We start from the raw sequence: 25,467 nt of genomic DNA, 5'->3' as shown, positions 1-25,467 counted from the left end.
GACGGAAAGTTACATTGTTCTGAAATTTTTTTAAAGATGGATTACACCCTACACCAAAAAAACGAAAGGGAATAATTTCCCCCTCGTTTATTCTTCAAACGGCCATTTTGGTAGCATTTTGGCTAATTGCTTATCTTGGCGTCTGCCTAATACATAATCTGCTTGCATAATGGTATGAATTTCTCGCGTACCTTCATAAATAACAGGTGCTTTCGAATTCCGCAAATAGCGCGCAACTGGATATTCATCTGAATAGCCATATGCACCATGAATTTGTACCGCATCATCAGCAGCCTTATTGGCAAAATCACACGCCTGCCATTTCGCTAAGGATGTTTCTCTAGTATTACGAACACCTTTATTCTTCAATTCACCCACACGATAGACCAATAAACGGCTCATCTGGTAACCAGCATCCATATTAGCTAGCATTTGTCCAACAAGCTGATGCTCTCCTATAGGCTTACCGAAGGTCTCTCGTTCATGACAATATTTAACACTTGCCTCTAAACACGCTTGGATTAAGCCTACAGCTCCTGCAGCTACGGTGAAACGTCCATTGTCTAGGGCAGACATGGCTATTTTAAAGCCTTCTCCCTCTTCACCGAGTCGATTTTCTGCTGGTACACGTAAATCTTCAAAGAAAAGCTCACCTGTATTGCCAGCACGAATCCCATACTTCCCTTTAATGGCCTTTGATGTAAAGCCTGCCATTGAACGTTCTACAATGAATGCGCTAATACCATGATGTTTCTTCGACTTATCTGTATAAGCAAAAACGATAAAGTGATCCGCTATATCACATAAAGAAATCCATGTTTTTTGTCCATTAATGACATAATGGTCTCCATCACGGACAGCTGTAGTCGACATAGCTGCTACATCAGATCCAGCACCCGGTTCAGTAAGACCAAATGCACCGATTCTTACTCCTTTTGCCTGTGGAACAAGATAGCGCTGCTTTTGGTCTTCAGTACCCCATTGCATTAATGTCATGCTATTTAGGCCAATGTGAACGGATACCGCCGTTCGGAATGCTGTATCTCCCCGCTCCAGCTCCTCGCACACAATAGCAAGGGAGTTATAATCCATTCCACTTCCGCCATACTGCTCTGGCACACAAACCCCCATTAGCCCAAGCTCCGCAAGCCTCGACCAAATTTTAGCATCAAAGCCACCTTCGGCATCCCACTTTGCTATATAGGGTATAATTTCTTCATCAACAAACTGCCTTACCGTTTTTCGTAGCATTTCATGCTCAGTGGACATGTCAAAATTCATGTTCAGCACCTACCATTTCACAATCATAGCAGACTTATGAGACGTCTCTTTTATTACTACACCACGTTTGGCCATTTCTTCAATATACGTATCACCAGGCACTACAGATTCAGGTGGGAATACACCGTGCTCTTTAATAACACCCGCACCTATCATCTGAGCTACAACCGAAATAGTATTAGCTGTAGCACGAGCCATCGCTGTTTCATTGATGGTCATATCCTTACGTACAACCATTTCATATTCATATGTCACTTGCTGTTGCGCTTTTTCACCTGCCACAATGACACGTAATAGAACCGCATCTGGTTTTGTTCCCAGCTCCAGTTTCTTTTTAAGAGCCTCACGCACTACAGAACGAACAGGCACCTCTTGGTTATCAACCTCTACCTTATTCGCTGAATCAAGGAAGCCTAAATCTGCTAATAGCTTAAACTTCTCAGCATGCCCCTTATAACGAATTGTTTTATACTCCAATGTGCGGACATTTGGGAATGTTTTATATAATGTGGAGATGCCTCCAGATGTATAAAATGCCTCAAGCACACCAAAATCATCAAAATAAATAGGTTCAACACCTGAAAGGGAAGGGACTTCTTGTAATTTGCCCTTTTGAATCGTTTTTGAAGGCTCAGTATAATGATCAAAAACACCATCTAAAGAAAATACACGTGTATAATAGAGCGGAGGCTTTGGTTCAGTTGGAATGCCCCCCACAAATAGTTTAATAGACTCAACATCATCTAATTTAGAGGCACCATAGCCTGCTAGAATATTGATCATACCTGGAGCAACACCTAAGTCAGGGATAATTGTGACCCCTTTTGCTTTTGCTTGCTCATGAAGATCTAATATATTTTCGGTAACACCACCTATATGGCCACCTAAATCTACAGAGTGTACACCCGCTTCAATGGCTGCTCTTGCAACACGCTCGTTGAAGGAATAAAATAATGCATTAATCACAACATCACCTTTAGAGATGACCTTCATTAATGAATCATCTTGCTCTGCATGAAGCTCTACAACTTCGACTCTATCAGTATTTAAAGTATCCACAAAATCCTGTGCCACTTTTACATCGATATCACCTAAAAATACATGTTCGACTTTATCATTCTTTATTAAATCACGAGCTACCTCTTTACCCATTAAACCTGCACCTAATACAACAACTTTCATCAAGAACATCCCCTTTCGTTGATCTGTTACTCTGTATCGATTTGTGCTCTTTGTAATTTACCGCTGTAGTCTACGTAAATGCTCTTCCACTCCGTATATACATCTAAGGCCGCAACACCTGAATCTCGGTGTCCATTTCCAGTCCCCTTTGTACCGCCAAATGGTAAATGGATTTCAGCACCTGTCGTGCCTGCATTTATATAGACAATACCCGTGTCTAAATCACGCTGTGCGCGGAAAATAGTATTAACATTTTGTGAGAAAATTGAGCTTGATAAGCCAAATTTCACGCCATTATTTACCTCAATTGCTTCCTCTAAGCTTGCTACCTCAATTAGAGAAACGACAGGACCAAAAATCTCTTCTTGAGCAATAATCATGTCAGGCTTTACGTTCGTAAACAGTGTAGGCTCGTAATAAAACCCATTGTCATATGGTGGCTCATTTAAAATTCTGCCTCCAGCTAGTAACGTGGCACCTTCCTGCTTGCCTATTTGTACATAGTGATTAATCTTTTCCAATGCTGCTTTATTAATCACCGGCCCAATTTTAACTCCCTCGTCTAGCCCATCCCCAATTGTGAGCTTTTGCATTTCATCTAAGAGACGCTTTTCTAACTGCTCTTTTACATCTTTATGCACAATCACCCGACTACATGCTGTACATCTTTGTCCAGCAGTACCAAAGGCACTCCAGAGTATGCCCTCTGTAGCCAGTTGAAGATCTGCGTCATCCATAACAATGACAGCATTTTTTCCACCCATCTCTAAAGAAATCTTTTTCAAATGCTTACCGCCAAGCTCCGCTACTTTACTACCTGTTGTCGTTGACCCAGTAAAGGAAATGACCTTAACGTCAGGGTGTTCAATAAGTGCAGTCCCTACTGTCGGCCCTGTACCAAAAACAATATTTGCTACACCATCAGGTAAACCTACTTCTTCAAAAATTTTACCCATTTCATAAGCCATCATAGGCGTCTCATTTGATGGTTTCCAAATAAATGTATTTCCAGCCACAATAGCAGGGAATGATTTCCATGTCGCGATTGCAACAGGGAAGTTCCATGGTGTGATAAGCGCTACAACCCCAATTGGCGCCCTTACACTCATCGCAAATTTATTAGTCAGTTCAGAAGGTGTCGTTTCACCAAACAACCTACGACCTTCACCTGCCATATAGTAGGCCATGTCAATTCCTTCTTGCACTTCTCCTCTTGCTTCTTCAATTACCTTCCCCATCTCTTTTGTTAAAACGGTCGCCAAATATTCCTTTTTTTCTTTCATTTTTTGACCGATGGCATATAAAAATTCTGCACGTTTTGGCGCAGGCACAAGTGCCCAGCTCTTTTGTGCTTGCTTTGCAGCTACTACAGCCTCATCTACCTCATTAGAAGTAGATAGTGGTATGGTAGCAAGTTGCTCACCATTTGCAGGGTTCGTCACTGCTATACTTTGTAAATGTGAATGTGTGCTCCATTTACCACCAATATAGTTTTTAATCTCCACTACATACACCCCCTGAAATACTCTATGATGCCTCGGCTATTGTAACCAGTTGCATTCCTCAGGTACAGAATCTATGAATATTAGTAGAATAAAATACTTCAATATTCCGAATTTTCAAGATGTGATATACCCTGTCATACTATGATTATCAGCGACAACTGCCAGAGGCTTTATTTTCACTTAACTGCCTTCCCCTCTAATAAAAAGAGGATACGGTTAAAGCTAAGTATATTCATAACACCCTTAGTTAAATGAAAATAAATAATACACATTCTAGTTTCTTATATTCGACATTTTCTATTTAATTCCCTTTTTTTCTAAATTATTTAATTTTTCATTGAAACCAAAGTGTTTTATAATCGTATAGAATATCATTAAATTTACTTTTGGAGGAATCCCTTTATGAATAATCATGAAATTGACTACAAGTTATTTGGTGACGACATGCAATATGTGCAAGTTGAGCTTGATCCACAAGAAACAGTTGTGGCGGAAGCAGGCGCTTTAATGATGATGGATGATTCCATTCATATGGAAACTATTTTTGGCGATGGTTCAAAAGGCGGCTCACAAAGTGGTCTTATGGGGAAATTATTAGGGGCTGGTAAACGTTTAGTAACAGGAGAAAGCTTATTCATGACGACATTCACAAATGTTGGCTCAGGTAAGAAGCATGTTTATTTCGCTTCCCCGTACCCAGGTAAGATTATTCCTATGGATTTAAGTCAATTAAACGGGAAAATTATTTGTCAAAAAGATGCTTTCTTAGCAGCAGCTAAAGGTGTTTCTGTGGGCGTAGAATTCCAGAAAAAAATCGGTGTAGGCTTCTTCGGTGGAGAAGGTTTCATAATGCAAAAACTTGAAGGCGATGGTATGGCTTTTGTACATGCAGGAGGAGCCATTCATGAAAAAACATTGCAACCTGGGGAAGTTTTACGTGTAGATACAGGATGTTTAGTTGCAATGACTTCAAATGTAGATTATGATATTGAACTTGTAGGCGGCGTAAAAACGGCACTATTTGGTGGTGAAGGAATTTTCTTCGCTACATTACGTGGGCCAGGAACTGTCTGGGTACAATCATTACCATTCAGCCGTTTAGCAAGTCGCGTCTTTGCAGCGGCACCCATTTCACAAGGCGGTGGTGGCCAGTCAAAAGGTGAAGGCGGTATTGGTGGTTTATTCGATTTATTCAATAGATAAAAAGAAGGAGCATATCTATCAGTGATATGCTCCATTTTTTAATCAATTCGATTTGAAATAGCCTTGCCCTGTCCATAAGCAGCTAATGCTTTGACATTTAACATGAGCATAGCAGTCCTTGTTTCCAAGGACGCACTTCCGATATGTGGAAGTGCCACAACATTTGGGAGCGTTAATAAAGGATGATCCATAGCAACCGGCTCTTGTTCAAAGACATCTAGCCCTGCTGCCCATAACTTGCCACTTTTCAAGACATCGTATAGAGCCGCCTCATCAATAATTCCACCGCGTGAAGCATTTATTAAGACAGCATCCTCTTTCATTAAAGCTAATTCTTTTGCTCCAATGAGACCCTCTGTATCACTATTATAGGGTGTCATAATTACAACAAAATCAGATTGTTTTAAGAGGTCTTCCAATGATACATACCGAAAGCCGTACATTTCTTCCGCCTCATGTCGACGTCTTCGATTATTATATAAAATTTTCATATCAAAACCTTTTGCTCGTCTAGCAACAGCCTGACCAATTCGACCCATCCCAATTATTCCAACTGTCGCTCCTGATACATCTTTACCAACGAGTTGCATCGGGTACCAACTTTTCCATTTTCCCTCGCGTAAATATCTTTCACTTTCTGGAATTCTACGAGCAGTTGCAAGCAGTAAGCCAAATACTAAATCTGCCGTTGTATTCGTTAAGACACCAGGCGTATTTGTCGCCATAATACCTCTTTGTCGTAAAGCCTTCACATCAATATTGTTAAAACCAACTGCTAAATTTGTTACTAGCTTTAGGTTTGGTGCATGTGAAAGTAACTCCTCATCCACTTGATCTGCAATTGTTACCCACAGTACTTCACAATCTGCGACAGAAGCAAGTAGTTTATCACGCGGGATGACAATCTCCTCCTCTTCCCACTGAGAAACTTCATAAAACTCTTTTAATGGCTCAACAATATGTGTAGGAAACTTACGTGTAATAAATAATTTCTTTTTCATGTTCCAAACACCTCACTACTCATTTCCCTAATTCGCCTATAGCGTAACACTTATGGGAAGCATTTTCTAGAGGTTTCTAGTTTGCAGCCTTCCATTAGAATTGATAAATTTCCTTTTCATCAACCTGAAGACTTTATTTATCCGTGAAATCGATTATTTTATCCACTTTGAATGCATAAAGAAACTATGCATAACCTGTATGCATAGCTTAGCTACATCTCATTTAAAATTCTCTGATGGTCGTATTCAAACGATTGGCAACTCTCTCTAATTCCTCAGAGGATGCACCAATTGTCTCTATAATATTTGCTAAATCTGATATTTGCTTTCCTACGTTTTGGAAATTGGTTATGGAATCTTCCACGGAGGTTGATATTGCGTCGAATGCTTTTAGGGACTCGGCATTCCGTTCAATACTATTATTCACGAGCTCCTGTATGTCCTGTATAGCTTGAACTACCTGTGCTGTAATTCCATTAGACATCTGAATTAATTCAGCAATTTGCTCAACTGAACTTTTCGTTTGATCCGCAAGCTTACGTACTTCATTGGCAACAACGGCAAAACCATTGCCATGCTCTCCAGCACGTGCCGCTTCAATTGCCGAGTTTAATGCCAATAAGTTTGTTTGACCAGATATACTTTTAACCATTTCAACTACTGCATTAATCTTTGAAGAAGATTCGTCTAGCTGTTCAACCATACTTGCCATTTCATACGTCTTATGATGAATTTTCCCTGTTTGTTCATTGATTGAAACAATCTTTGCATAGCCTTCACTTGAAACCTTTTGCATCGATTCTGCCTCATGAATGCTATCTTTCAATGAATCGTTCACCTTTTGGGCACTATTAACGAGCTCTGTTACTGTATCAGATGTATTTTGTGATTGAACCTCTAAGTGAGTAGAGATTCCCCCTATTACATCCTTTACATGTTCGCGAACATTATTGCGTTGTTCCTCAATCAATGTATTTGCATAGTTATCGTATTCCTCTAAAACAATTTGCTGTTCAAAATTACATATTTTACTGATTGCATCACATAGTTTTTCTTCCTCACCTTTAGATAAGTGAAGTTCAAAAATGATCTTACGTAGAGATTTTTCTAGAATTTGAAAGGCTGCTAAATACCACTTCGGATATAAGTTGATCTTCACATGCATTTTTGCCACACGTCTACGTTTTTCAAGGAAGGCTTCATCGATTCTCCCCTCAAACATTTCAATAATATGATGGCGTAATGTTTGACGTAGACGTTCACTGGAGCTATGACTTTGAATGACTTCACGTAATGCTGGCACACTTTCAATAGCATGATAAAATGCTGCTACAACTTCCACAACGTTTCTTTCAACATATGGCTTCAAACTATTAATTAATTGAAGATCATATACACTTAATTCCACAAGATTCAATTGCAATAAACGATCAGCATCTTTAATAAAAATACCTATATTAGCTTCATTACTTATTTCAATTGTATTTTTCTTAGATCTACTTACAATTTGAAACATTTTCTCCACCTCATATTATAATCATATACCGAACTAAGTCTATTATCCTATATGCTATTAAAAAATAACAAATCGATAGATAGTTTATGTATCAATTATAATCTCAAAACTACTAAATGAACAATATACAGGTAAATGTTGTCTGTATTTATTAAATTCAATACTCAATTTACATCAAAAAAGATACTTTTTACCCACTTTCATTCACTTTAAGTGAAAGATGGATTGAAAAACCAATAAAATTAAGGCAAAAAGCCACTGCTTCTTGTGAAAGAAGAGTGACTTTTTGTTTACATAAAAATAATTACGCAAAGAACTGCCGCTAAAACTAAACGATATATTGCGAAAGGCATTAATTTCACTTTTGAAATAAGCGCTAAGAAAAACTTGATTGATAATAACGCAAAGATAAATGAACTAATAAAACCGACAGCATAGAATCCAAAATAATCCATCGATAATGTATCCCAGTTTTTCAAAACAGATACTAAACTAGCTCCCGCCATGATAGGTACCGCCATAATGAATGTAAAATCGGCTGCAACACGGTGACTCATACCGAATAATACGCCACCAGAAATGGTCGCACCTGAACGAGAAAATCCTGGCCACAAAGATAGACATTGAACTAGCCCAACTTTAAAGGCTAAACCATATGAAATCTTATCTAAAGAATCTACTTTTGGTTTTCTTGGTGCCAATTTATCCGCTGCAATCATCAGAATTGCCCCTGCTACTAGTGCATAAACAACGTGCTCTACTTTAAAAAGATGATCGTCAATAAAATCCTTAAAGGCAAACCCTAAAACAACTGCTGGTAGCATACCGACAATAACATGCAATAGGTTAAAACGTCTATTTATGGACTGAGACTGACCATCAATTTTGTATAATCCAACTAAGCTTAACATACGCTTCCACATCACCACGATAACAGCTAGAATGGAGCCTAATTGTACGACAATTTTAAATGTGTTGGCAGGATATTTCCCTAAAAACTCCTCTGTTTTTAACCACATATCGTCAACAATAATCATATGGCCAGTTGAGGATACCGGGGCAAACTCCGTCATACCTTCAACAAAGCCTAAAATCAACGCTTTTAATAACTCTATAATTTCCACCTTGTCACCTTACCTTTATTAATCAAATACTCACTTATTATAAATTACTCTATTTTCATATACTACTGCTATTTCACCTATAAGTCATCCACAGCCCTAGCCATTAACGAAATTTCATATCCACTATCCAAAGCTCTGACCTACTACCAATTCGCATAGGCGGACCCCAGAAGCCATAGCCTGATGAAACAAGTGTATGCATTTGGTCTTTCAACTTATAACCATAATCCAGTTCAAATACTCGAGCGGTAATATACTGATTTGGCCATAATTGACCTTTATGCGTATGACCTGATATATGTAAATCCACCCCCAGTTTAGAAGGTGTTAACAAATCGTCAGGCGTATGATTCATTACGAGCCACGGTAAGCTATCGGAAGACTTTAATTCTTCTAGTGACTTTCTATTTTTATTCGTCTTGTCCTCTTGCCCTGTTAATATAAACGCATCCTCTATACGAATTGTTTCATCAAGTAGTATTTTTACATTTGCATTTTCCATTTCTTTTATAAACTCAGGAATTTTTTTACCATAGTATTCATGATTACCCAATATACCATAGGTTCCATATGTAGATGTTAATTGTTTCATGACATCTGCCATTTCCCCTTGAACAAACCATTTTGGATCATCATCCACAATATCTCCAGCTAGCAACACAATATCTGGTTGCGCCTCATTCGATAAGTTGACAAAGCTTTGTAAATGCTTTTTATGTGATAAAACACCTAAATGGAAATCAGATGCCACAACAGCTCTCAATGACTTCAGTTCACTACCCTTCTTATCAACTGTTATTTCTAAATGACGAACGACTGGAGAATAGGCTAAATAAGAGCCGATAATACTTAGCATAAATAATACAGCAACTGCTATACTACCAATTATTTGTACATTTTTAAAGGGTGTTAGCCAAAAAATCAATTGTGCTACTAAGCATAGCAATAAGCCATATTCAAAAACAAACATCCAGTAATTACCAAAAACTGAAAAGAACCGTAAGGACTCATGCAATCTTCCGATAATTATACTGAGAGCGATAAGGTACAATACTAACCAAAATATGATTGGGTAACGGAACCACCCCATAGCCACTAGCCACTGCTTTACTCCCCACCCCAAATAGAAAGTCAACGCACTATAAATACTAATTAAAAGTATACCACCGATTACTTTTGGCATATCTTCGTCCTCTACCTTCCTATATATTTAGTTGATTATATCATTTATAAGTAACAGTCATATTGCATGAAGTACTTGAATAATCTTCTAAAAAAAGAGGGACTAACTGCTTTAACCGCCACATGGTAAGCATAGCTTATTATTTCCTATCATTCTCTTGTTTAACGTGACATTCCACTGGACATAAATGACAATTTCGTCATTTTAGTATAAAGTGCTACTATTATTTTCACAAATATTCCAGTAACATAATAGTTGATAGAAGAAATTTACGTATTTACGAGCAAAAAGGGGTGCTAATTCAAATGACACGTTATAAATTTGAAACAACAGAGCATGAGTTATTTCGTAAAACCTTTCGTAAGTTTTTAGCAGAAGAAGCTGAACCACATTATGCACAATGGGAAAAAGATCATCTCATTCCGCTTACATTTTGGCGGAGGCTTGGTGATATGGGCTATCTGTGCCCCCAAGTTGAAGAGCAATATGGTGGACTAGGACTTGATTTTAGTTTCGGTGTTATTATTCAAGAAGAGCTTGAGCGTATAGGTTCAAGTCTTATTGGGATTGGTCTGCATAATGATATTGTTGTACCTTATATTGAGTCCTACGGTACACACGAGCAAAAATCTCGGTGGCTGCCAAAATGTATTTCAGGTCACTATATTACAGCAATCGCCATGACTGAGCCAGGTACAGGTTCAGACCTAGCAAATATTCAAACAACTGCTATTCGCGATGGTGACCATTATATTGTTAATGGCCAAAAGACTTTTATTACAAACGGAATTCATACCAACTTAGTGGTTGTCGCCGTTAAAACAAATCCGTCCGCTGAAAAAAAACACCAAGGTATAAGTCTGCTTGTCATTGAAGATGGTACACCAGGCTTTACAAAAGGGCGGAAGCTGGAAAAGGTCGGCATGCATGCTCAAGATACAGCTGAGCTATTCTTTGAAGATTGCCGAGTGCCAGCACACAACTTACTTGGTGAAGAAGGCAAGGGCTTTGTTTATATGATGGAAAAACTTCAACAAGAGCGCTTAGCTGTAGCGATTGCTGCACAAACAGCAATTGAGGATATGCTTGCCTTAACACTCGACTATGTAAAATCACGCCAAGCATTTGGTAAGTCAATTGGAGATTTTCAAAATACACAATTTAAAATAGCCGAAATGGCAACTAAAATGGAGCTCGGTAAATCATTTTTGGAAACGTTGATTGAAGAGCATCTCGCAGGAAAAGATGTAGTAACAAAAGTTTCCATGGCGAAATACTGGATAACTGAAAATGCCCGTGAGATAGCCACACAATGTATGCAGCTTCATGGGGGCTATGGTTATATGGAGGAATATAAGATTGCACGAAGGTATAGAGACATCCCTGTTATGTCCATCTATGCAGGCACCAATGAAGTCATGAAAGTAATTATCGCCAAGAATTTAGGCCTGTAATGGTGTAATGGAAAAAAGATGGTGGCCATCCTCTGCCACCATCTCCTCCCTATACTGCTGAAATTCGAACTGTCACTTTAAATAAATCGCCATCCACATCAATTGTCATTCGAGCTCCATGCAAATCAACAATAGATTGTGCAATGGCTAATCCAAGTCCAGACCCCTCTGTATGACGTGAAGCATCTGCACGTTTAAAACGCTCAAATAATTCCTCAGCATCTTCATTAATTTCATACTTCGCTACATTTTTCACTGTTAATTCAGCATCGCCATCTGCTGTTCGTTTTAACGTCACATAGACGCGTGTGCCCTCTAATGCATATTTCAATACATTAACAATTAAATTATCAATGAGTCTCCACCATTTTTGACCATCTACATAGGCATAAATAGGCTCATGCGGCATCGCCATTCGTAAATCTAAACGCGACTGAATTAAATCTTCCTTATGCTCCCCTACTGCCTGCTGAATGAGTTGTGTCAAATCTACACGACTTCGTTGCAGCTCAATATTACCACTTGCCATTTTCGATACTTCAAAAAGATCTTCAATCAATACTTTTAAACGTTCAGATTTTTTATCAAGAATATGAATGTATTGTTGACGTTCTTCCTCTGAAAGATTAGATTTTTTCAAAAGATCTGTATAAGTAATAATGGAAGTTAACGGTGTTCGTAAATCATGACTCACATTTGTAATAAGCTCTGTTTTTAAACGTTCACTTTTAGCCTGCTCATGCATGGATGTCCGAACGCCTTCTCGTAAATGATTAAGATTTTCCGCATGACTAGCGAGCGGGGACTTACCTTTCACCTTCACGTCACGATTCAGTCGCCCATTGGCCATATCTTTCGTATCCTTCATAATACGGTTTAAATAACCCATTCTTGATAAGAATACAATCAAGGTTGGAAACCCTACGAACATACATATGCCTAGAACAAGGACTGGGAAAGCTCCTCCCCTTAACATAGAAGCGACAAGGCTTCCCCCTCCAAAGAAGGCCGCCGCTAACATGAACAGTGCGTGCAACGCTATAGAGCGATTAATAAATAAATCCGTAAGTGAATCCCCGAGTGACCATAAATAACTGGATTTCACATTTTGCTCTAACTTTTTTATCGTATCTATTCTTGTATAAAGCCAAATTAATTGAATAAAGAAAGCAATTCCTATAACAATTAACACACCTAATTTAAAGGCGAAATCTAGGATAGAGCGTACATAATTATATTGAAAATTGTAATCGTAAGTGTATTCAATCGATTCGAAAACAATTTGAGAAGAAATAAGATACATAAACCCAGTGATTAACAATAAGGCAACTTGAAAATCAAATTTCACCTTATTTAAAATATCTTTTTCCTTCATACCTCTGACAGTTTGCAGTACATCCTTACGACCTCTCCAAGCGAAAATTGCCGTTATTATACTAGTGAGCCATATAAAGAAATAGGTATATTGATTACGATGAAAACGATTATAATCCTGCATAACCCCTAATGATTGAACTGCTTTTTTAGAGATGGTTAAGACTCCTGTATACTCTGCTGTTTCATAAAGATTATCGACGTTCACATAAGTTTCTGTACGGTAAAAAATATCTCTTACATTATTACTAATGTTCCCTACATATAAAGGATTTCGCTCAGAATACTTTATTTTGTAGGCGCTACTTTCTGAAACATCCCCTGCACGGTATGTTTCTCCTGTTTCAGAATTCGTCAACTCATAAGACCAGTAATCATAAGACTTTTTAAAGGTTTTCGCTTCATCCTGTGCTGCCTTTATATATTTATCGATAAGTGCTTCTTCTCCAGCAAGAATCTTTTTTCGCACATGTTCATCGTTTTCGAAATTGGCTGTAATGTCCTTAATTTTATTATCGCGTTCAGTTTCTAACTTTATTTGTAATTCTCCCGCATTGGCATCTATTGCTTCCTGAATTCGCTGTTCGTATTGTTGTTTAATATTATCGATTTGCTGTCCTAATGTACCATAATAATTACGATGCTCTTCAATTTCCGCCTGCGTAATCTCTATTTTCCCTTTCAAGTCTTCTGCCCTCGGTAAATTTATTACTAACGGCCCAAGTTCTGAAGTAAAATTATCGATTTCATGTTGGAAATTTTCTGATTCAAAATAGGACTTACCAATATACTGATAACCTACATGCCAAAAAGTAAAGATGCCGAAAATAGTCCAAATGAGACTCATTAACACTAGTAGAGATTTCCATTTTTTCATCATGACTCTAACACTCCTCTAAAAAATTCTTTCTAATAATTGTAAAACCTCTGAGGAGCGAGAATCGACGATTTGATAAGCATAAACGCCAAAATAAATAAGTCCAACAACACCTGCAATGAACCCTGCAATAGTCATATACTTCTCTATTTTATTTTTCCATTTTATAGCCAACGCCCCATACCACCTTTAGATAGCGTGGGTTTTTTGGGTCCGCTTCAATTTTTTCACGAATTTTTCGAATATGTACGGCTACAATGTTTTCAGCATTGTAGGCTTCCTCATTCCAAACTCGTTCATAAATTTCACGAATCGAAAAAACACGCCCTGCATTTTTCATTAATAATTCCGTAATTTTATATTCTATTGGTGTTAGTCGAACTGGTTCTCCTTCTAAAATGATCTCTTTAGCATCTTCATCAAGAATAAGTCCGTCAATTTCTACTTTTGTTGCACCTTCACTATACGTTCCTAGTTGTACATAGCGTCTAAGCTGTGATTTCACCCGCGCTAATAATTCTAATGGATGGAATGGCTTTGTTACATAATCATCCGCGCCTACCGATAGTCCATGAATTTTATCGCCATCCTCTGCCTTTGCACTAAGCATAATAATAGGAATATTGCGCTCTGCTCTAATTTTAAATGTCGCAGTAATCCCATCCATATTGGGCATCATTATATCTAAAATGATTAAATGTACTTCATTATTTTCTAGCTTGTCTAATGCTTCTAAGCCGTCTGCAGCTTTAATAACATTGTAGCCTTCATTTTTCAAATAAATTTCTATACCATCACGAATATCTTGATCGTCGTCTGTAACAAGAACTGTTAGTTTCGTCATGATAGACACCTCGCTCTCAAATATAAGTGTACCTTTCAAATCTTAAAAACCAGCTAGTAAAAAAATGAAGAATTTCTTAAGGTTTCAGCTTATTATGAAGCCTGCTTTGCCTCCCACCTATTGTCAATACAACAATGCCGCCTAATAGCATTGCTACACCTAACCAGGACAATCCACTGAATTGTTCCCCAACTAGAAAAACGCCAAGAATTGCGGCTGTCAATGGCTCAGCTAACGATAGAGTGACAGCTGTTGATGAATTTATTTTTTGCAAACCGTTCAAGAACAATAAATAAGCTACACTTGTACACATAATTCCCATAAATAATATCGTCCATAGATTTTGCATATTTTCTAACCAGGTAAACCCATTAGAGAGTGAAAAAGGGAATAAAAATAAAGTACAAAGGGAAAATGTCATAGCAACTGCTGGTAACGCATCTTCCTGCGCCATTAATTTCTTGCTAATATTTGTATAAAACGCAAAAGATAACCCTGCACAAAGCGCTAAACCAAAGCCACTCGCTTGTACAGTTTCTTCTCCATTATTAATAAATAATAAAAAACAGCCGATGATTGCCATCAATGTAGCTAGGCCCCAAATACCAGACGGTCGATTTTTCCATATCAACCATTCAATAATGCCTGAAAATACTGGTGCACTTCCAATGGTCGCAACAGTTCCAACCGCTACACCTGTTAGACGAATAGATGAAAAGAAAAGACCTTGGAAAAGAGCAATACTTGCCGCAGCTAAAATCGTCCATTTCCATGACCAATTTAGGAAATTAATTTTACGGAAAATAATTGTAATAGCTAAGAGGAGCCCACCACCAATGGCAGAACGAATAGTGGCGACTGCAATCGGAGATACATTATTATCTAAAAATGTTTGGGCAGTTCCTGTCATTCCCCATAAAATAGCTGCTAACAATACAAACAATGGATTTAACATGTAGACCCCTCCGCCTTATTCCTTCTTCCATACTTATCATACATATTTATCCAAAATCAAACAATTAACATTTTTACTATTTTCATTCACCAAGTATGCATTCGGTTAAATGGACGTTATAATAAATACAGTTAAAGGAGCGATTGTATGTACAAAACAATTGAAGAAACAGCTATTGAACTAGGTATGTCTAAGGAACAGATATTACGCCTAGTCTATGAGGGACGCATCCGTTCCGTTTTCGATGGAAATATGATTCTCATAAATAGTGGGCAATTTAGTACGTATTTTAATCAATTGGAGCGTATTAAAGAGGAAATCGAAATATGGAGATCTACTCCCATACCAGAGGATATTGACGTAAAAGACGAGGATTAAAAAGCCCACCATTCAAACAATAGAATATTGTTGAATGGCGGGTTAACTTTATAAAACAATAATTATTAAATCGTTACAACAAACCCTGCCCTTTTCCCGATGATTTCAGCATAATCTTCTACCATCACACTTGCTGTTGGGTACATTCCAGCACCAGGACCTACTAGGGTTAAAGTGCCAATATAATTAGTTTCTAGTGCAACTGCATTGAACACATCATCGACTGGATAAAGTGGATGTTCTTTATCAACCAGTTGTGGACCAACCTTTGCTACAATTTTCCCACTAGCTAGTTTTTCTACCTCAGCTACATGACGGTAACGTAGACCCTTTTCACATGCTTCATGAACTTGCGAAGCTGATATACTATCTATGCCAATCACTTCTACATCCGCCCAATCAGGTTGTTCTCCAAATGCCAAGGCACTTAAAATCATTAACTTTTTAAAGGCATCTTGACCAGAAATATCATTATACGGATCTGCCTCTGCATAACCTAAACTTTGTGCTTCTTTTAAAGCTGTTTCAAATGACCAGCCCTCAGCTCGCATTTTGGTTAAAATATAATTACACGTACCATTTAAAACACCTTGTATACGACTTACGTCATTAACAAGTAATATATTTTTCATCGTTTTAATAACAGGTACTCCTCCAGCAGTTGTAGCCTCAAAACCTACAAAAACACCATTTGCTTTTGCAAGCTCTTGTAACTCTAATCCACGCTTTGCAAACATGACTTTGTTGGCAGTAATAACATGGCATTTATGCTCTACTGCTCGCTTTAAATAGCTATACGCAGGCTCTTCGTTCACAATTGCTTCGAATATTACTTGCATACCTGGTTCAGCCAAAACATCATCCATGCTTGTAGTCATTAAATGTGCTGTGCCTGGGACACGTTCGCGACTAGCATCTGTTACTAAAATCTTCGCTACTTCCAACTCAATACCTAATTTATTTTTAAGGTCTTCTCGCTTTTCCTTTAATATATGATAGATCCCTTGACCTACCGTTCCAAATCCTAAAATCGCTGCCTTTATAGTTGCCATTCTTATTATTCCCTCCAACTTACATTCCGCAGTTTCATCAAGCCAATCTCTCCATGGGGTTGTGTCAAATTGATTGACACCAACCGCAGGCCTTAGCCACCCCTTATTTTTGGGGTAAATTTTGTTATTCAGTACATGTTAGAACAAATACAAATTCAAATAATTCGAAATTTAACTTAAAGAAAATTGTAACGTATATATATACTTTACACAAGAAAAATCTTTCTAGGAAGGACATTTGTTTTCCCTAGACGTGCAAAGGAAATCGTTTTCATTCCCTTTACTATACGTTTTTTAAGTTTTTCGATAAGATTTGAACAAATATTGACTCTTTGCATTCAAATTATGATGTCTTTCTTCTATTATATATGTATGTTCAGACACCCATAAACCAGCTAAATAATCAAACCGCTATAAAAAAAGCTCATTCCCTGTAGCAGCAGAGAATGAGCTTAAATATATGAGGGATTTTTTAGCTCGCTTTTGAAAGCAATTGATAACGATATTGTTTTAAAGCTTGTTGAACAATACAAATTTCTTCTTCTGTAAAATTTGGTATTGCATACGTACGTTCCACTAATTGAAATGTACCATATTTCAAATAAAATTCTGTTGCTGGAAGCTGGATGTGGCTCACACCATACTTCTCATATGTCTCATAAACTTCCTTAACCATAAAGCCATTATCATCTGTGCATACCTGTTCCTGATACGCTGAATGACCAAAAATTTGTTGCCATTTACGTTCTACTAATGTAAGGATGTGTTGAATGGATTGGTTGTTGACAAATACATGGCCTTCATTTAGTTCATAAATTAAATAAGATGCAATGTTTTGCGCACTATAGACATTACCCATTTTAAACACTCCTTTATCATTAGTTTTTTGAAGAGTAGCCACTGGCTATGTAACTACTCTCCTATCTATTCAAAAGTGGGGGAGCACTTATGAAAACAGTTACCTTTTCCAAGAGGTTTTTCCGTACACTTAACTTATTTCCAAGTATATAACAAGGTTTTAACAAAGTCAATAATGCATATAAAAATACTCGGTATTATTTTTTGAAAGGTTCTGACAATGAACGGGTGCAATAATTGGTGGATGTAGCAACGTTTAACATATACCAAATGAGGCTATTCGAATGAGAAAATACGTAAACGCTACAACATTCACCGCTCTATTCTATATTAAGCTTCTATTGTTTGTTCAGCTACTGCTGTTGCCTGAGTAATAGCCTGCTCTAAATCTGCAATGATGTCCTCCACTGCCTCTAAACCGATTGATAGGCGAATGAGCGATTCGGTTACACCAGCTTGAATTAGTTCATCTGCTGATAATTGTTGGTGCGTAGTAGATGCTGGATGGATAATTAGCGACTTAGCATCACCTACATTTGCCACATGTGAAAACAGCTTTACATGATCAATAAGCTTTCGTCCTGCTTCACGTCCACCTTTAATGCCAAAGGTAAGCACTGAACCGAAGCCATTTTTTAAATATTTTTTCGCCAACTCATGTGTTGGAAAATCTTCAAGGCCATTATAATTTACATACTCCACAGATGGGTGGTTGCGTAAATATTCAGCTACAGCTAAAGCATTTTCATTATGTTTAGGGATACGCAAATGAAGCGTCTCTAAACCTTGTAATAGATTGAAAGCTGCATCTGCACTTAATGTTGGGCCAAAATCACGTAACAACTGTACACGTAGCTTTGTAGCAAAAGCTGCAGAGGCTGTATCGATTCCATAGCGTAAACCATGGTAAGAAGCGTCCGGCTCTGTAAAGCCTGGGAATCGACCACTAGTCCAATCAAACTTACCAGCGTCTACAACAACACCACCTAAAGTTGTACCATGACCACCTATCCATTTAGTTGCTGAGTGAACTACCACATCTGCACCATAATCAATAGGTGTGGAACCATAAGGAGAAGCAAATGTACTATCAATAATTAATGGCAAGCTGTGGTCATGTGCTATCTTAGCTACTGCTTCAATATCTAAAACCTTTAAGCTTGGGTTACCGTAAATTTCAGCGAAGACAGCTTTTGTTTTATCGGTAATGGCAGCCTTAAAATTTTCTGGGTTTGTTTCATCTACAAAAATCGTTTTAATACCATAGTTTGGTAATGTATTAGCGAATAAATTATACGTACCACCATATAAAGAACTAGCAGCTACAATTTCATCACCTGCTCTAGCTAAATTTAAAATAGAAAATGCAATAGCTGCTGCACCAGATGAAAGTGCTACTGCTGCTGTTCCACCTTCTAGTAAAGCCACACGCTTTTCAAAAACATCCACTGTCGGATTCGTAATTCGTGTGTAAATGTTTCCAGCTTCCTCTAAGGCAAAAAGACGTTGCGCATGAGCAGTGTCTTTAAAAACGAAAGCAGTTGAACGGTAGACAGGAACTGTTCTAGAACCTGTCACAGGGTCGGGCTCTTGACCACCATGTAACAGCAGTGTTTCTGGTTTAAAATTTGTCATTGTGTACCTCCATTTGGTTATTTTTTTTACGATGGTACCGGAGATGAGGAGGATTTTTCTGTAGAAAACAAAAACCCTCTTCAGCTAAGAAGAGGGTTGCGGTTGCAAGTTTTCCTCCCCTTATCTGCCAGATCCAAGTAAGAATCTGTAGGAATTAGCACCTTAGTAAGTTCATCACCTACTGGTTGCCGGGCATCATAGGGCCTATCCCTCCGCCGCTCTTGATAAGAGTATGAGATTCAATTTCCATCGTTGTTACAAAGTATAAGCATAGAGTTTTTTTCTGTCAACATCTAAATTTTATTTTTTCCGAAACTTCTGTCTGCTCTTTTACGTAATATGAACGCATACACTATTTTAGAAAAAAATTTGAAAGGAGTATTTTTATGGTAAAAGCCGTGATCTTTTTTCTAGTTGTTGGCTATTTGATTGGCTGTATTCACGGCTCTAAAGTGGCACAATTTTTATCCGGGGTTGATTTAAAAAAAGCTGGCCATGGCAATGCTGGTGCCTCTAATGCTACGCTTTCACTCGGCTGGAAATATGGCGTTTTAGTAGCTCTTATCGATATTGGAAAAGGCGTCGTAGCCATCGTCGGTGCACATTTTTATTTAGCAGATGCAACACATTTAACAGCAGAACAAATATGGCTCCTCACCTACTTGATAGCTGCAGGGGTTATTTTGGGGCATAATTTCCCTTTTTATATGGGCTTCAACGGTGGAAAAGGAACTGCCTCCATCATTGGAATTTTACTTGCGGTTGATTGGAAGATTGGTTTATTTGCACTTATTCTATTTGTTATTTTATCTTTCGCAACGAACTATTTAATTGTTGGTGTATTAGAGTTTTACCTCGTTTTTTGTACAGCTACTTATTTATGGATTCCTGGATTAGGCCCAACCATTATTGCCATTCTACTTTTTGGTATTGCTATTATTTTGCACTTTGAAAATATTAAACGTTTAACCAATGGAACAGAGCCTAAAGTTACTTCTGCCTTCAAGAAAAAGAAATAGTATTTCCCGAGAGAGATTTGTATTTTTTATGACCACAAATTTTCTCTTTAATTACTATTAAAGCTGTAAACTGACATATTTTTCTTCCTTTCATTCTATATAATAAATGGATGAATTCTTATCTTAAAAAAACATTTTGTTGACCGATGTTAAGGATAATAACCGTCATTTTTACGTAGACGTAGAAGGGATGAGAAAATATGTCTTCACCTAAACAAGCAGCAACGAAGCGTAATCTAAAGCCTTTATGGATTGGGTTGGCTTTTGCTTTATTAATTATTATTATTTTTTTACCTAATAACGGTGAGTTACCTGTAGCTGGGCAGCGCGCTTTAGCCATCTTAGCTTTCGCGGTCATCCTTTGGGTAACTGAGGCCGTTTCATATCCTGTTAGCTCTGCAATGATTATTGCACTCGTCACCGTTTTACTAGGTCTTGCCCCCTCCATGGATGATCCCACAGCACAACTAGGTACCGCTAGCGCCTTAAAACTATCATTAAGTGGTTTTAGTAATTCTGCTGTCGCCCTAGTAGCAGCTGCTCTTTTTCTAGCAGCAGCTATGCAAATTACCAATTTGCATAAACGACTTGCTCTCTGGATTCTTTCACTTGTAGGAACAAAAACAAAAGCTATTGTTTTCGGTGCTATATTAGTTTCCATTGCCCTTGCATTTTTTGTTCCTTCAGCTACTGCACGTGCTGGCGCAGTAGTCCCTATACTTCTTGGAATGGTCGCAGCATTTGGTTTACCGCGTGATAGTCGACTTGCTGCTTTGCTTGTTATTACTTCTGTACAAGCTGTTTCCATTTGGAATATCGGTATTAAAACTGCGGCAGCGCAAAATATGGTTGCTTTAAATTTCATCCAAGAGCAATTTAATGTAAATATTTCATGGGGTGCTTGGTTACTTTATGCTGCCCCATTCTCGATTATTATGTCAGTAGCCTTATTTTTCATTATGATTACGCTTATTAAGCCTGAGACGAGCAATATTGATGGTGGTAAAGAAGTCATCAAGAAACAGCTTGCTGAGCTTGGACCATTAAAAGCACCTGAAATTCGATTGATCATTACATCATTAATTTTACTATTTTTCTGGGCTACGGAAGGCAAGCTCCATCCATTTGATACAACAACGGTTACAATTATCGCCATTGCTGTTCTACTAATGCCTAAAATCGGCGTTTATTCGTGGAAGGAAGTTGAACCTCATATTCCTTGGGGAACAATCATTGTCTTTGCAGTTGGTATTATGCTCGGAACTATTTTACTGAATACAAAAGGTGCATCATGGTTATCAGATAAAGTTTTTGGTTCACTCGGTCTAGATACAATGCCAATTCTTGCTACCATTGCTATCGTAACATTATTTAATATTCTTATTCATTTAGGTTTTGCCAGTGCAACAAGCCTAGCCTCTGCACTTATACCTGTGTTTATCGTGTTAGCTTCCACATTAACTGCTAATGTAGATCAGGTTGGTTTTGTTATCGTCCAACAATTTGTTATTAGCTTTGGTTTCCTATTGCCAATTAGCGCACCACAAAATATGCTTGCCTACGGTACAGGAGCATTTACAACAAAGGATTTCCTGAAATCAGGTATTCCATTAACGATTCTCGGCTTCCTCCTAATTCTGCTGTTCTCTGCAACTTATTGGAAATGGATTGGCCTATTGTAAAGCTTTAATCGTCTTAGATAGATTTATTAACTAAAAGGCCTTGAGGGAGCAGCTGTCCTTCAAGGCCTTTTGTATTAGAACTCTATTTTGATAAAGCTGGGTCTTTCATTGTTCCACTTTTTGCGTAATTGACATGCCATGACAGCGCTTTTTCAAGATCATGCGGTGTATGATGTCCACCAGTTGTCTCATTAGCGTCATTAAAGTATTGCCATAGCTGCTCACGATAATCAGGGTGTGCACAATGATCAATAATTAGTCCCACACGTTCCTTTGGAGCAAGCCCTCGTAAATCAGCTACTCCCTGCTCTGTTACGATAACATCAACATCATGCTCTGTATGATCCACATGCGATACCATTGGGACAATGCTCGAAATATTGCCACCCTTTGCATAGGATTTAGTTACAAAAATTCCCAAACGTGCATTGCGAGCAAAGTCACCAGACCCCCCTATACCATTCATCATTTTAGTACCAGAAACATGCGTAGAATTAACATTTCCGTAGATATCAACTTCTAATGCTGTATTCACTGAAATCAAACCGAGTCGACGAATGATTTCTGGCTGGTTTGAAATTTCTTGCGGACGCAATACTAATTTATCCGCATACTTTTCAAAGTTCCCATAAACACGGTTTCCTACTTGTTCAGAGAGGGTAATGGAAGTAGCAGAAGCAAAATTCACTTTTCCTGCATCGATTAATTCAAATACTGCATCCTGAAGTACTTCTGAGAATACTTCTAAGTTCTCAAACTCAGAATCTTTAAATCCAAGTAATACCGCATTCGCCACTGATCCAACCCCAGATTGAATTGGACGCAGGCTTGTTGTTAAACGGCCCACTTTAATCTCTTCACGCAGGAAGTTTAACAGGTGATTAGCCATAATATCTGTTTCCTCGTCAGCAGGAACAATTGTTGATGGGGCATCTAAAATGTCAGAAACTACAATACCTTTTACTTTATTCAAGTCTAATGGAATACCAATTGTACCAAGACGATCAGACACATTTTGTAAAGGAATTGGGTCACGTTTCCCTTGTTGTGCAGGAACGAAAATATCATGTACGCCCTCTAATGCATCTAGCTGTGCTACGTTTAATTCTATGATGATTTGATCTGCCTCTTGCACAAAAATCGGAGAGTTACCAACTGAAGTTGTAGGAATTAATAAGCCATCTTCTGTAATAGCAGCCGCTTCAATAATTGCAAAATCAATAGGTCCTATAATGCCTTGACGAACTAACTCCGCATTATGAGATAAATGCGCATCCACAAATGTGATATCACCACTATTAATTTTATTACGAATACCAGCATCTGCCTGGAAAGGTCCTCGTTTGCGAATAACGCCAGCTTCCGCTAGGTATTGGTCTACCTCAGGGCCAAGAGATGCGCCTGTATATATATCTACCTGGAAGCTCTCTTTTTTTGCTTTCTCTACAAGCGCAAGAGGTACGACTTTTACATCCCCAGCACGAGTGAAACCGCTCATCCCTAATACCATACCATCCTTAATCCAAGATGCTGCTTCTTCTGCTGTTACAACCTTGCCCTGTAATTGCTCATGGCGAAGCTTTTTCGCTAACTTTTCTTCCATTCCTTATTCCTCCATCCCACTTTATTTTTGTTCAACTAGTATTTGGTTCCATGATCTCTGTCATCAAAATTACCTCTGCTTCAAACAAATCTGCAGGAGGCTTTATCCTTAATCAAAAGAGCTACCCCACTCCTCTTCAGCATAAGGATATTCTAATTTTTGGTAGCACAACCAAATAAACAGCCGATTATATAATTTTATACTATTTAGAATATTTAATCTATATTAAAAGAAATATTTAACTTTCCGAGATAAATTCTACATTTCAAACTATTTAAATATAGTTATATGCCCCTCTTCATCGATTTTGATTAGAAAGCGTGCTATGCTCTTAATATATAAGTGACAAAGGAGAGTAGACAAATGGTTAAAGAATTATTACGAAACCATTCTTCAGTAAGAATCTATGATGGAAATCCAATCTCAAAAGAAATTATTGAAGAATTAATCGCAACAGCTCAAATGGCTGCAACGTCACATTTTGTACAAGCATATAGTGTTATATGGGTAACAGATGCAGATAAAAAAGAAAAATTGGGATTACTCTCTGGAAATCCCCGTCAGTATGATACTTCTGGTGGAGCATTTGTTTTTTGCGTTGATTTCAAGCGCCTACAAATGGCTGGTAAATTAGAGGGAGTAGACATCGTGGCTGATTCAGCAGAAAATGTCCTTGTTGGAGTTGCTGATGTATCATTGTTTGCGCAAAATTTTGTTATTGCTGCAGAATCAATGGGATATGGTATTTGCTATATTGGAGGAGTCCGTAATAACCCTTCAGAAATAAGTGAATTATTTAATCTACCAGACCACGTTTTCCCGTTGTTCGGTCTAACAATCGGCATACCTGTTCGCCGTAATGAGGTAAAGCCACGGTTGCCTGTGTCTGCTGTACTACATGAAAATGAATACAATTCAGAAAAGTATGATGAACTTTTACCAGCGTATAATGAGACAATGGAAGCGTATTATAATAGTCGATCATCTAACAGAAAAATCGATAATTGGACAAAGCAAATGGCTGATTTTTTAATCGAACAACGTCGTCCACATATAAAAGAGTTTTTAGCTACTAAAGGATTTAACTGGAAATAAATCACTTCCACTGAAATGGGGTTACTATCGGATGATAATAACCCCATTTTTTTCATAATTTCGTTACCTCTTTGTATTAACTCTAGTCATTATGTCTCGATATATCTATTAAGTACAATATTAAATTAAACGAAAAGACTCTTCCATTTTCCAACAATTCCATTCATATTAATAAATGATTATGTATTTACGAAAGGAGTTATACAAGCAATGTCCTATATCAATAAACATCTTGCTCGTACCTTAGAACAACAACATAAGAGAAGTGTAAGAGGTTTATTTTTAAAAATTGAAGAGCTTAATGCTGCTTGCACCCAACTACGAAAACGACTTGAACGTGAAACAGATATAACCGTTTATAAATATGCGATAGATTATGTCAATCAATTTGTTGCCCATACCTCTATCCTCAATTTAAAATTTATTACTAATACGCAAAATTTAGAGGTGTTAGTATTACACGCTCTTCTACTATCCTATATTTTAGAAACTGAGGGCAACCAGTCTTTTGCATACGAGGAAAAATTGCTAAAAGGATACATACAAGATACTTTCACATTAAACGATCATGCAAAAACACTCTTTATAAACCATCGAGAAAAAATGCTTAGCTATATTCAAAACGAAGAAACATAAAAAAGACGAC

Annotated in this window: 22 protein-coding genes and 1 riboswitch; of the genes, 7 read left to right on the top strand and 15 right to left on the bottom strand. The window is 37.8% G+C overall.

Features of this window, described 5'->3' with window-relative positions:
* Positions 1-87 precede the first annotated feature (87 nt).
* From ACP3VS_RS15575 to ACP3VS_RS15565, 3 genes are read right to left on the bottom strand one after another with little or no spacing between them, the layout of a single operon-like run.
* A complete protein-coding gene (locus tag ACP3VS_RS15575; RefSeq protein ID WP_036166707.1) occupies positions 88-1,281 on the bottom strand; it encodes an acyl-CoA dehydrogenase family protein in 1,194 nt (397 codons plus the stop codon).
* 9 nt (positions 1,282-1,290) lie between these two features.
* Positions 1,291-2,463 (bottom strand): saccharopine dehydrogenase family protein, encoded by a 1,173-nt coding sequence (locus ACP3VS_RS15570; protein ID WP_012292623.1) that lies wholly within the window; start codon positions 2,461-2,463, stop codon positions 1,291-1,293.
* 26 nt (positions 2,464-2,489) lie between these two features.
* Positions 2,490-3,968, bottom strand: coding sequence for an aldehyde dehydrogenase family protein (locus tag ACP3VS_RS15565; RefSeq protein ID WP_031418381.1), 1,479 nt, complete (start codon positions 3,966-3,968; stop codon positions 2,490-2,492).
* Between the two features lie 402 nt (positions 3,969-4,370).
* On the opposite strand from ACP3VS_RS15565, the gene ACP3VS_RS15560 reads away from it, so the two are divergent.
* Positions 4,371-5,171 carry a TIGR00266 family protein gene (locus tag ACP3VS_RS15560; RefSeq protein WP_012292620.1) on the top strand — a complete coding sequence of 267 codons (801 nt, stop codon included), beginning with the start codon at positions 4,371-4,373 and terminating at the stop codon, positions 5,169-5,171.
* Positions 5,172-5,209: 38 nt separating this feature from the next.
* Here the strand turns inward: ACP3VS_RS15560 and ACP3VS_RS15555 are convergent, their stop codons facing one another.
* The 4 genes from ACP3VS_RS15555 to ACP3VS_RS15540 form a co-directional block, all read right to left on the bottom strand.
* Positions 5,210-6,172 carry a 2-hydroxyacid dehydrogenase gene (locus tag ACP3VS_RS15555; protein WP_031418379.1) on the bottom strand — a complete coding sequence of 321 codons (963 nt, stop codon included), beginning with the start codon at positions 6,170-6,172 and terminating at the stop codon, positions 5,210-5,212.
* Positions 6,173-6,395: 223 nt separating this feature from the next.
* On the bottom strand, positions 6,396-7,688 hold the full coding sequence (locus tag ACP3VS_RS15550) for a globin-coupled sensor protein (protein WP_036160684.1): 1,293 nt from the start codon (positions 7,686-7,688) through the stop codon (positions 6,396-6,398).
* A gap of 290 nt (positions 7,689-7,978) precedes the next feature.
* The gene (locus ACP3VS_RS15545) at positions 7,979-8,812 is read right to left on the bottom strand and encodes an undecaprenyl-diphosphate phosphatase (RefSeq protein WP_012292617.1); all 834 of its coding nucleotides are present in this window, start codon (positions 8,810-8,812) and stop codon (positions 7,979-7,981) included.
* Between the two features lie 103 nt (positions 8,813-8,915).
* Positions 8,916-9,995, bottom strand: a complete 1,080-nt coding sequence (locus tag ACP3VS_RS15540; protein WP_422762590.1) for a metallophosphoesterase — start codon at positions 9,993-9,995, stop codon at positions 8,916-8,918.
* A gap of 305 nt (positions 9,996-10,300) precedes the next feature.
* On the opposite strand from ACP3VS_RS15540, the gene ACP3VS_RS15535 reads away from it, so the two are divergent.
* Positions 10,301-11,449: an acyl-CoA dehydrogenase family protein gene (locus ACP3VS_RS15535; protein ID WP_012292615.1), complete on the top strand. Its 1,149-nt coding sequence runs from the start codon at positions 10,301-10,303 to the stop codon at positions 11,447-11,449.
* Between the two features lie 49 nt (positions 11,450-11,498).
* On the opposite strand, the gene ACP3VS_RS15530 is transcribed toward ACP3VS_RS15535, so the two are convergent.
* The 4 genes from ACP3VS_RS15530 to ACP3VS_RS15515 form a co-directional block, all read right to left on the bottom strand.
* A complete protein-coding gene (locus ACP3VS_RS15530) occupies positions 11,499-13,703 on the bottom strand; it encodes an MFS domain-containing histidine kinase (protein WP_036218114.1) in 2,205 nt (734 codons plus the stop codon).
* A gap of 15 nt (positions 13,704-13,718) precedes the next feature.
* Positions 13,719-13,874 (bottom strand): hypothetical protein, encoded by a 156-nt coding sequence (locus ACP3VS_RS15525; protein WP_008176206.1) that lies wholly within the window; start codon positions 13,872-13,874, stop codon positions 13,719-13,721.
* A complete protein-coding gene (locus tag ACP3VS_RS15520; protein WP_012292612.1) occupies positions 13,852-14,544 on the bottom strand; it encodes a response regulator transcription factor in 693 nt (230 codons plus the stop codon). The genes ACP3VS_RS15525 and ACP3VS_RS15520 overlap by 23 nt, the downstream gene beginning before the upstream one ends.
* Before the next feature lie 76 nt (positions 14,545-14,620).
* Positions 14,621-15,499, bottom strand: coding sequence for a DMT family transporter (locus tag ACP3VS_RS15515; RefSeq protein ID WP_012292611.1), 879 nt, complete (start codon positions 15,497-15,499; stop codon positions 14,621-14,623).
* Positions 15,500-15,646: 147 nt separating this feature from the next.
* On the opposite strand from ACP3VS_RS15515, the gene ACP3VS_RS15510 reads away from it, so the two are divergent.
* On the top strand, positions 15,647-15,877 hold the full coding sequence (locus ACP3VS_RS15510; protein WP_012292610.1) for a hypothetical protein: 231 nt from the start codon (positions 15,647-15,649) through the stop codon (positions 15,875-15,877).
* A 65-nt stretch (positions 15,878-15,942) separates the two neighbouring features.
* Here ACP3VS_RS15510 and ACP3VS_RS15505 read toward each other — a convergent pair whose 3' ends face one another.
* From ACP3VS_RS15505 to ACP3VS_RS15495, 3 genes are all read right to left on the bottom strand, one after another.
* Complete coding sequence (locus ACP3VS_RS15505) at positions 15,943-16,929, bottom strand: homoserine dehydrogenase (protein ID WP_012292609.1); 987 nt, start codon at positions 16,927-16,929, stop codon at positions 15,943-15,945.
* 472 nt (positions 16,930-17,401) lie between these two features.
* A complete protein-coding gene (locus ACP3VS_RS15500; RefSeq protein ID WP_031418370.1) occupies positions 17,402-17,788 on the bottom strand; it encodes a hypothetical protein in 387 nt (128 codons plus the stop codon).
* 329 nt (positions 17,789-18,117) lie between these two features.
* A complete protein-coding gene (locus tag ACP3VS_RS15495) occupies positions 18,118-19,422 on the bottom strand; it encodes an O-acetylhomoserine aminocarboxypropyltransferase/cysteine synthase family protein (RefSeq protein WP_012292606.1) in 1,305 nt (434 codons plus the stop codon).
* Between the two features lie 117 nt (positions 19,423-19,539).
* Positions 19,540-19,653: riboswitch (SAM riboswitch) on the bottom strand.
* A 155-nt stretch (positions 19,654-19,808) separates the two neighbouring features.
* Between ACP3VS_RS15495 and ACP3VS_RS15490 the strand changes: the two genes are divergently transcribed.
* Positions 19,809-20,441, top strand: coding sequence for a glycerol-3-phosphate acyltransferase (locus tag ACP3VS_RS15490; RefSeq protein ID WP_012292605.1), 633 nt, complete (start codon positions 19,809-19,811; stop codon positions 20,439-20,441).
* A gap of 200 nt (positions 20,442-20,641) precedes the next feature.
* Entirely contained in the window at positions 20,642-22,123 is a 1,482-nt protein-coding gene (locus ACP3VS_RS15485; RefSeq protein ID WP_012292604.1) for a DASS family sodium-coupled anion symporter, read from the top strand.
* A gap of 82 nt (positions 22,124-22,205) precedes the next feature.
* On the opposite strand, the gene ACP3VS_RS15480 is transcribed toward ACP3VS_RS15485, so the two are convergent.
* A complete protein-coding gene (locus tag ACP3VS_RS15480; protein WP_012292603.1) occupies positions 22,206-23,726 on the bottom strand; it encodes a succinate CoA transferase in 1,521 nt (506 codons plus the stop codon).
* Between the two features lie 363 nt (positions 23,727-24,089).
* Between ACP3VS_RS15480 and chrR the strand changes: the two genes are divergently transcribed.
* Positions 24,090-24,821: a class II chromate reductase ChrR gene (gene chrR, locus ACP3VS_RS15475; RefSeq protein ID WP_012292602.1), complete on the top strand. Its 732-nt coding sequence runs from the start codon at positions 24,090-24,092 to the stop codon at positions 24,819-24,821.
* Between the two features lie 210 nt (positions 24,822-25,031).
* Entirely contained in the window at positions 25,032-25,457 is a 426-nt protein-coding gene (locus tag ACP3VS_RS15470; RefSeq protein ID WP_012292601.1) for a hypothetical protein, read from the top strand.
* Positions 25,458-25,467: the final 10 nt, after the last annotated feature.

It is taken from the genome of Lysinibacillus sp. VIII_CA, from assembly GCF_049943995.1.
Taxonomy (GTDB): Bacteria; Bacillota; Bacilli; order Bacillales_A; family Planococcaceae; genus Lysinibacillus; species Lysinibacillus pinottii.
Note: the sequence above shows the minus strand (reverse complement) of the source record. Positions and strands in the feature narration are given on the sequence as shown.

Bases quoted from the DNA above. Each gene is read 5' to 3' on its own strand.
- chrR (WP_012292602.1), top strand. From the start codon at position 24,090: ATGGTTAAAGAATTATTACGAAACCATTCTTCAGTAAGAATCTATGAT.
- ACP3VS_RS15560 (WP_012292620.1), top strand. From the start codon at position 4,371: ATGAATAATCATGAAATTGACTACAAGTTATTTGGTGACGACATGCAA.
- ACP3VS_RS15570 (WP_012292623.1), bottom strand. From the start codon at position 2,463: ATGAAAGTTGTTGTATTAGGTGCAGGTTTAATGGGTAAAGAGGTAGCT.
- ACP3VS_RS15510 (WP_012292610.1), top strand. From the start codon at position 15,647: ATGTACAAAACAATTGAAGAAACAGCTATTGAACTAGGTATGTCTAAG.
- ACP3VS_RS15470 (WP_012292601.1), top strand. From the start codon at position 25,032: ATGTCCTATATCAATAAACATCTTGCTCGTACCTTAGAACAACAACAT.
- ACP3VS_RS15550 (WP_036160684.1), bottom strand. From the start codon at position 7,688: ATGTTTCAAATTGTAAGTAGATCTAAGAAAAATACAATTGAAATAAGT.
- ACP3VS_RS15480 (WP_012292603.1), bottom strand. From the start codon at position 23,726: ATGGAAGAAAAGTTAGCGAAAAAGCTTCGCCATGAGCAATTACAGGGC.
- ACP3VS_RS15520 (WP_012292612.1), bottom strand. From the start codon at position 14,544: ATGACGAAACTAACAGTTCTTGTTACAGACGACGATCAAGATATTCGT.
- ACP3VS_RS15575 (WP_036166707.1), bottom strand. From the start codon at position 1,281: ATGAATTTTGACATGTCCACTGAGCATGAAATGCTACGAAAAACGGTA.
- ACP3VS_RS15540 (WP_422762590.1), bottom strand. From the start codon at position 9,995: ATGCCAAAAGTAATCGGTGGTATACTTTTAATTAGTATTTATAGTGCG.
- ACP3VS_RS15485 (WP_012292604.1), top strand. From the start codon at position 20,642: ATGTCTTCACCTAAACAAGCAGCAACGAAGCGTAATCTAAAGCCTTTA.
- ACP3VS_RS15515 (WP_012292611.1), bottom strand. From the start codon at position 15,499: ATGTTAAATCCATTGTTTGTATTGTTAGCAGCTATTTTATGGGGAATG.
- ACP3VS_RS15535 (WP_012292615.1), top strand. From the start codon at position 10,301: ATGACACGTTATAAATTTGAAACAACAGAGCATGAGTTATTTCGTAAA.
- ACP3VS_RS15490 (WP_012292605.1), top strand. From the start codon at position 19,809: ATGGTAAAAGCCGTGATCTTTTTTCTAGTTGTTGGCTATTTGATTGGC.
- ACP3VS_RS15505 (WP_012292609.1), bottom strand. From the start codon at position 16,929: ATGGCAACTATAAAGGCAGCGATTTTAGGATTTGGAACGGTAGGTCAA.
- ACP3VS_RS15495 (WP_012292606.1), bottom strand. From the start codon at position 19,422: ATGACAAATTTTAAACCAGAAACACTGCTGTTACATGGTGGTCAAGAG.
- ACP3VS_RS15500 (WP_031418370.1), bottom strand. From the start codon at position 17,788: ATGGGTAATGTCTATAGTGCGCAAAACATTGCATCTTATTTAATTTAT.
- ACP3VS_RS15530 (WP_036218114.1), bottom strand. From the start codon at position 13,703: ATGATGAAAAAATGGAAATCTCTACTAGTGTTAATGAGTCTCATTTGG.
- ACP3VS_RS15555 (WP_031418379.1), bottom strand. From the start codon at position 6,172: ATGAAAAAGAAATTATTTATTACACGTAAGTTTCCTACACATATTGTT.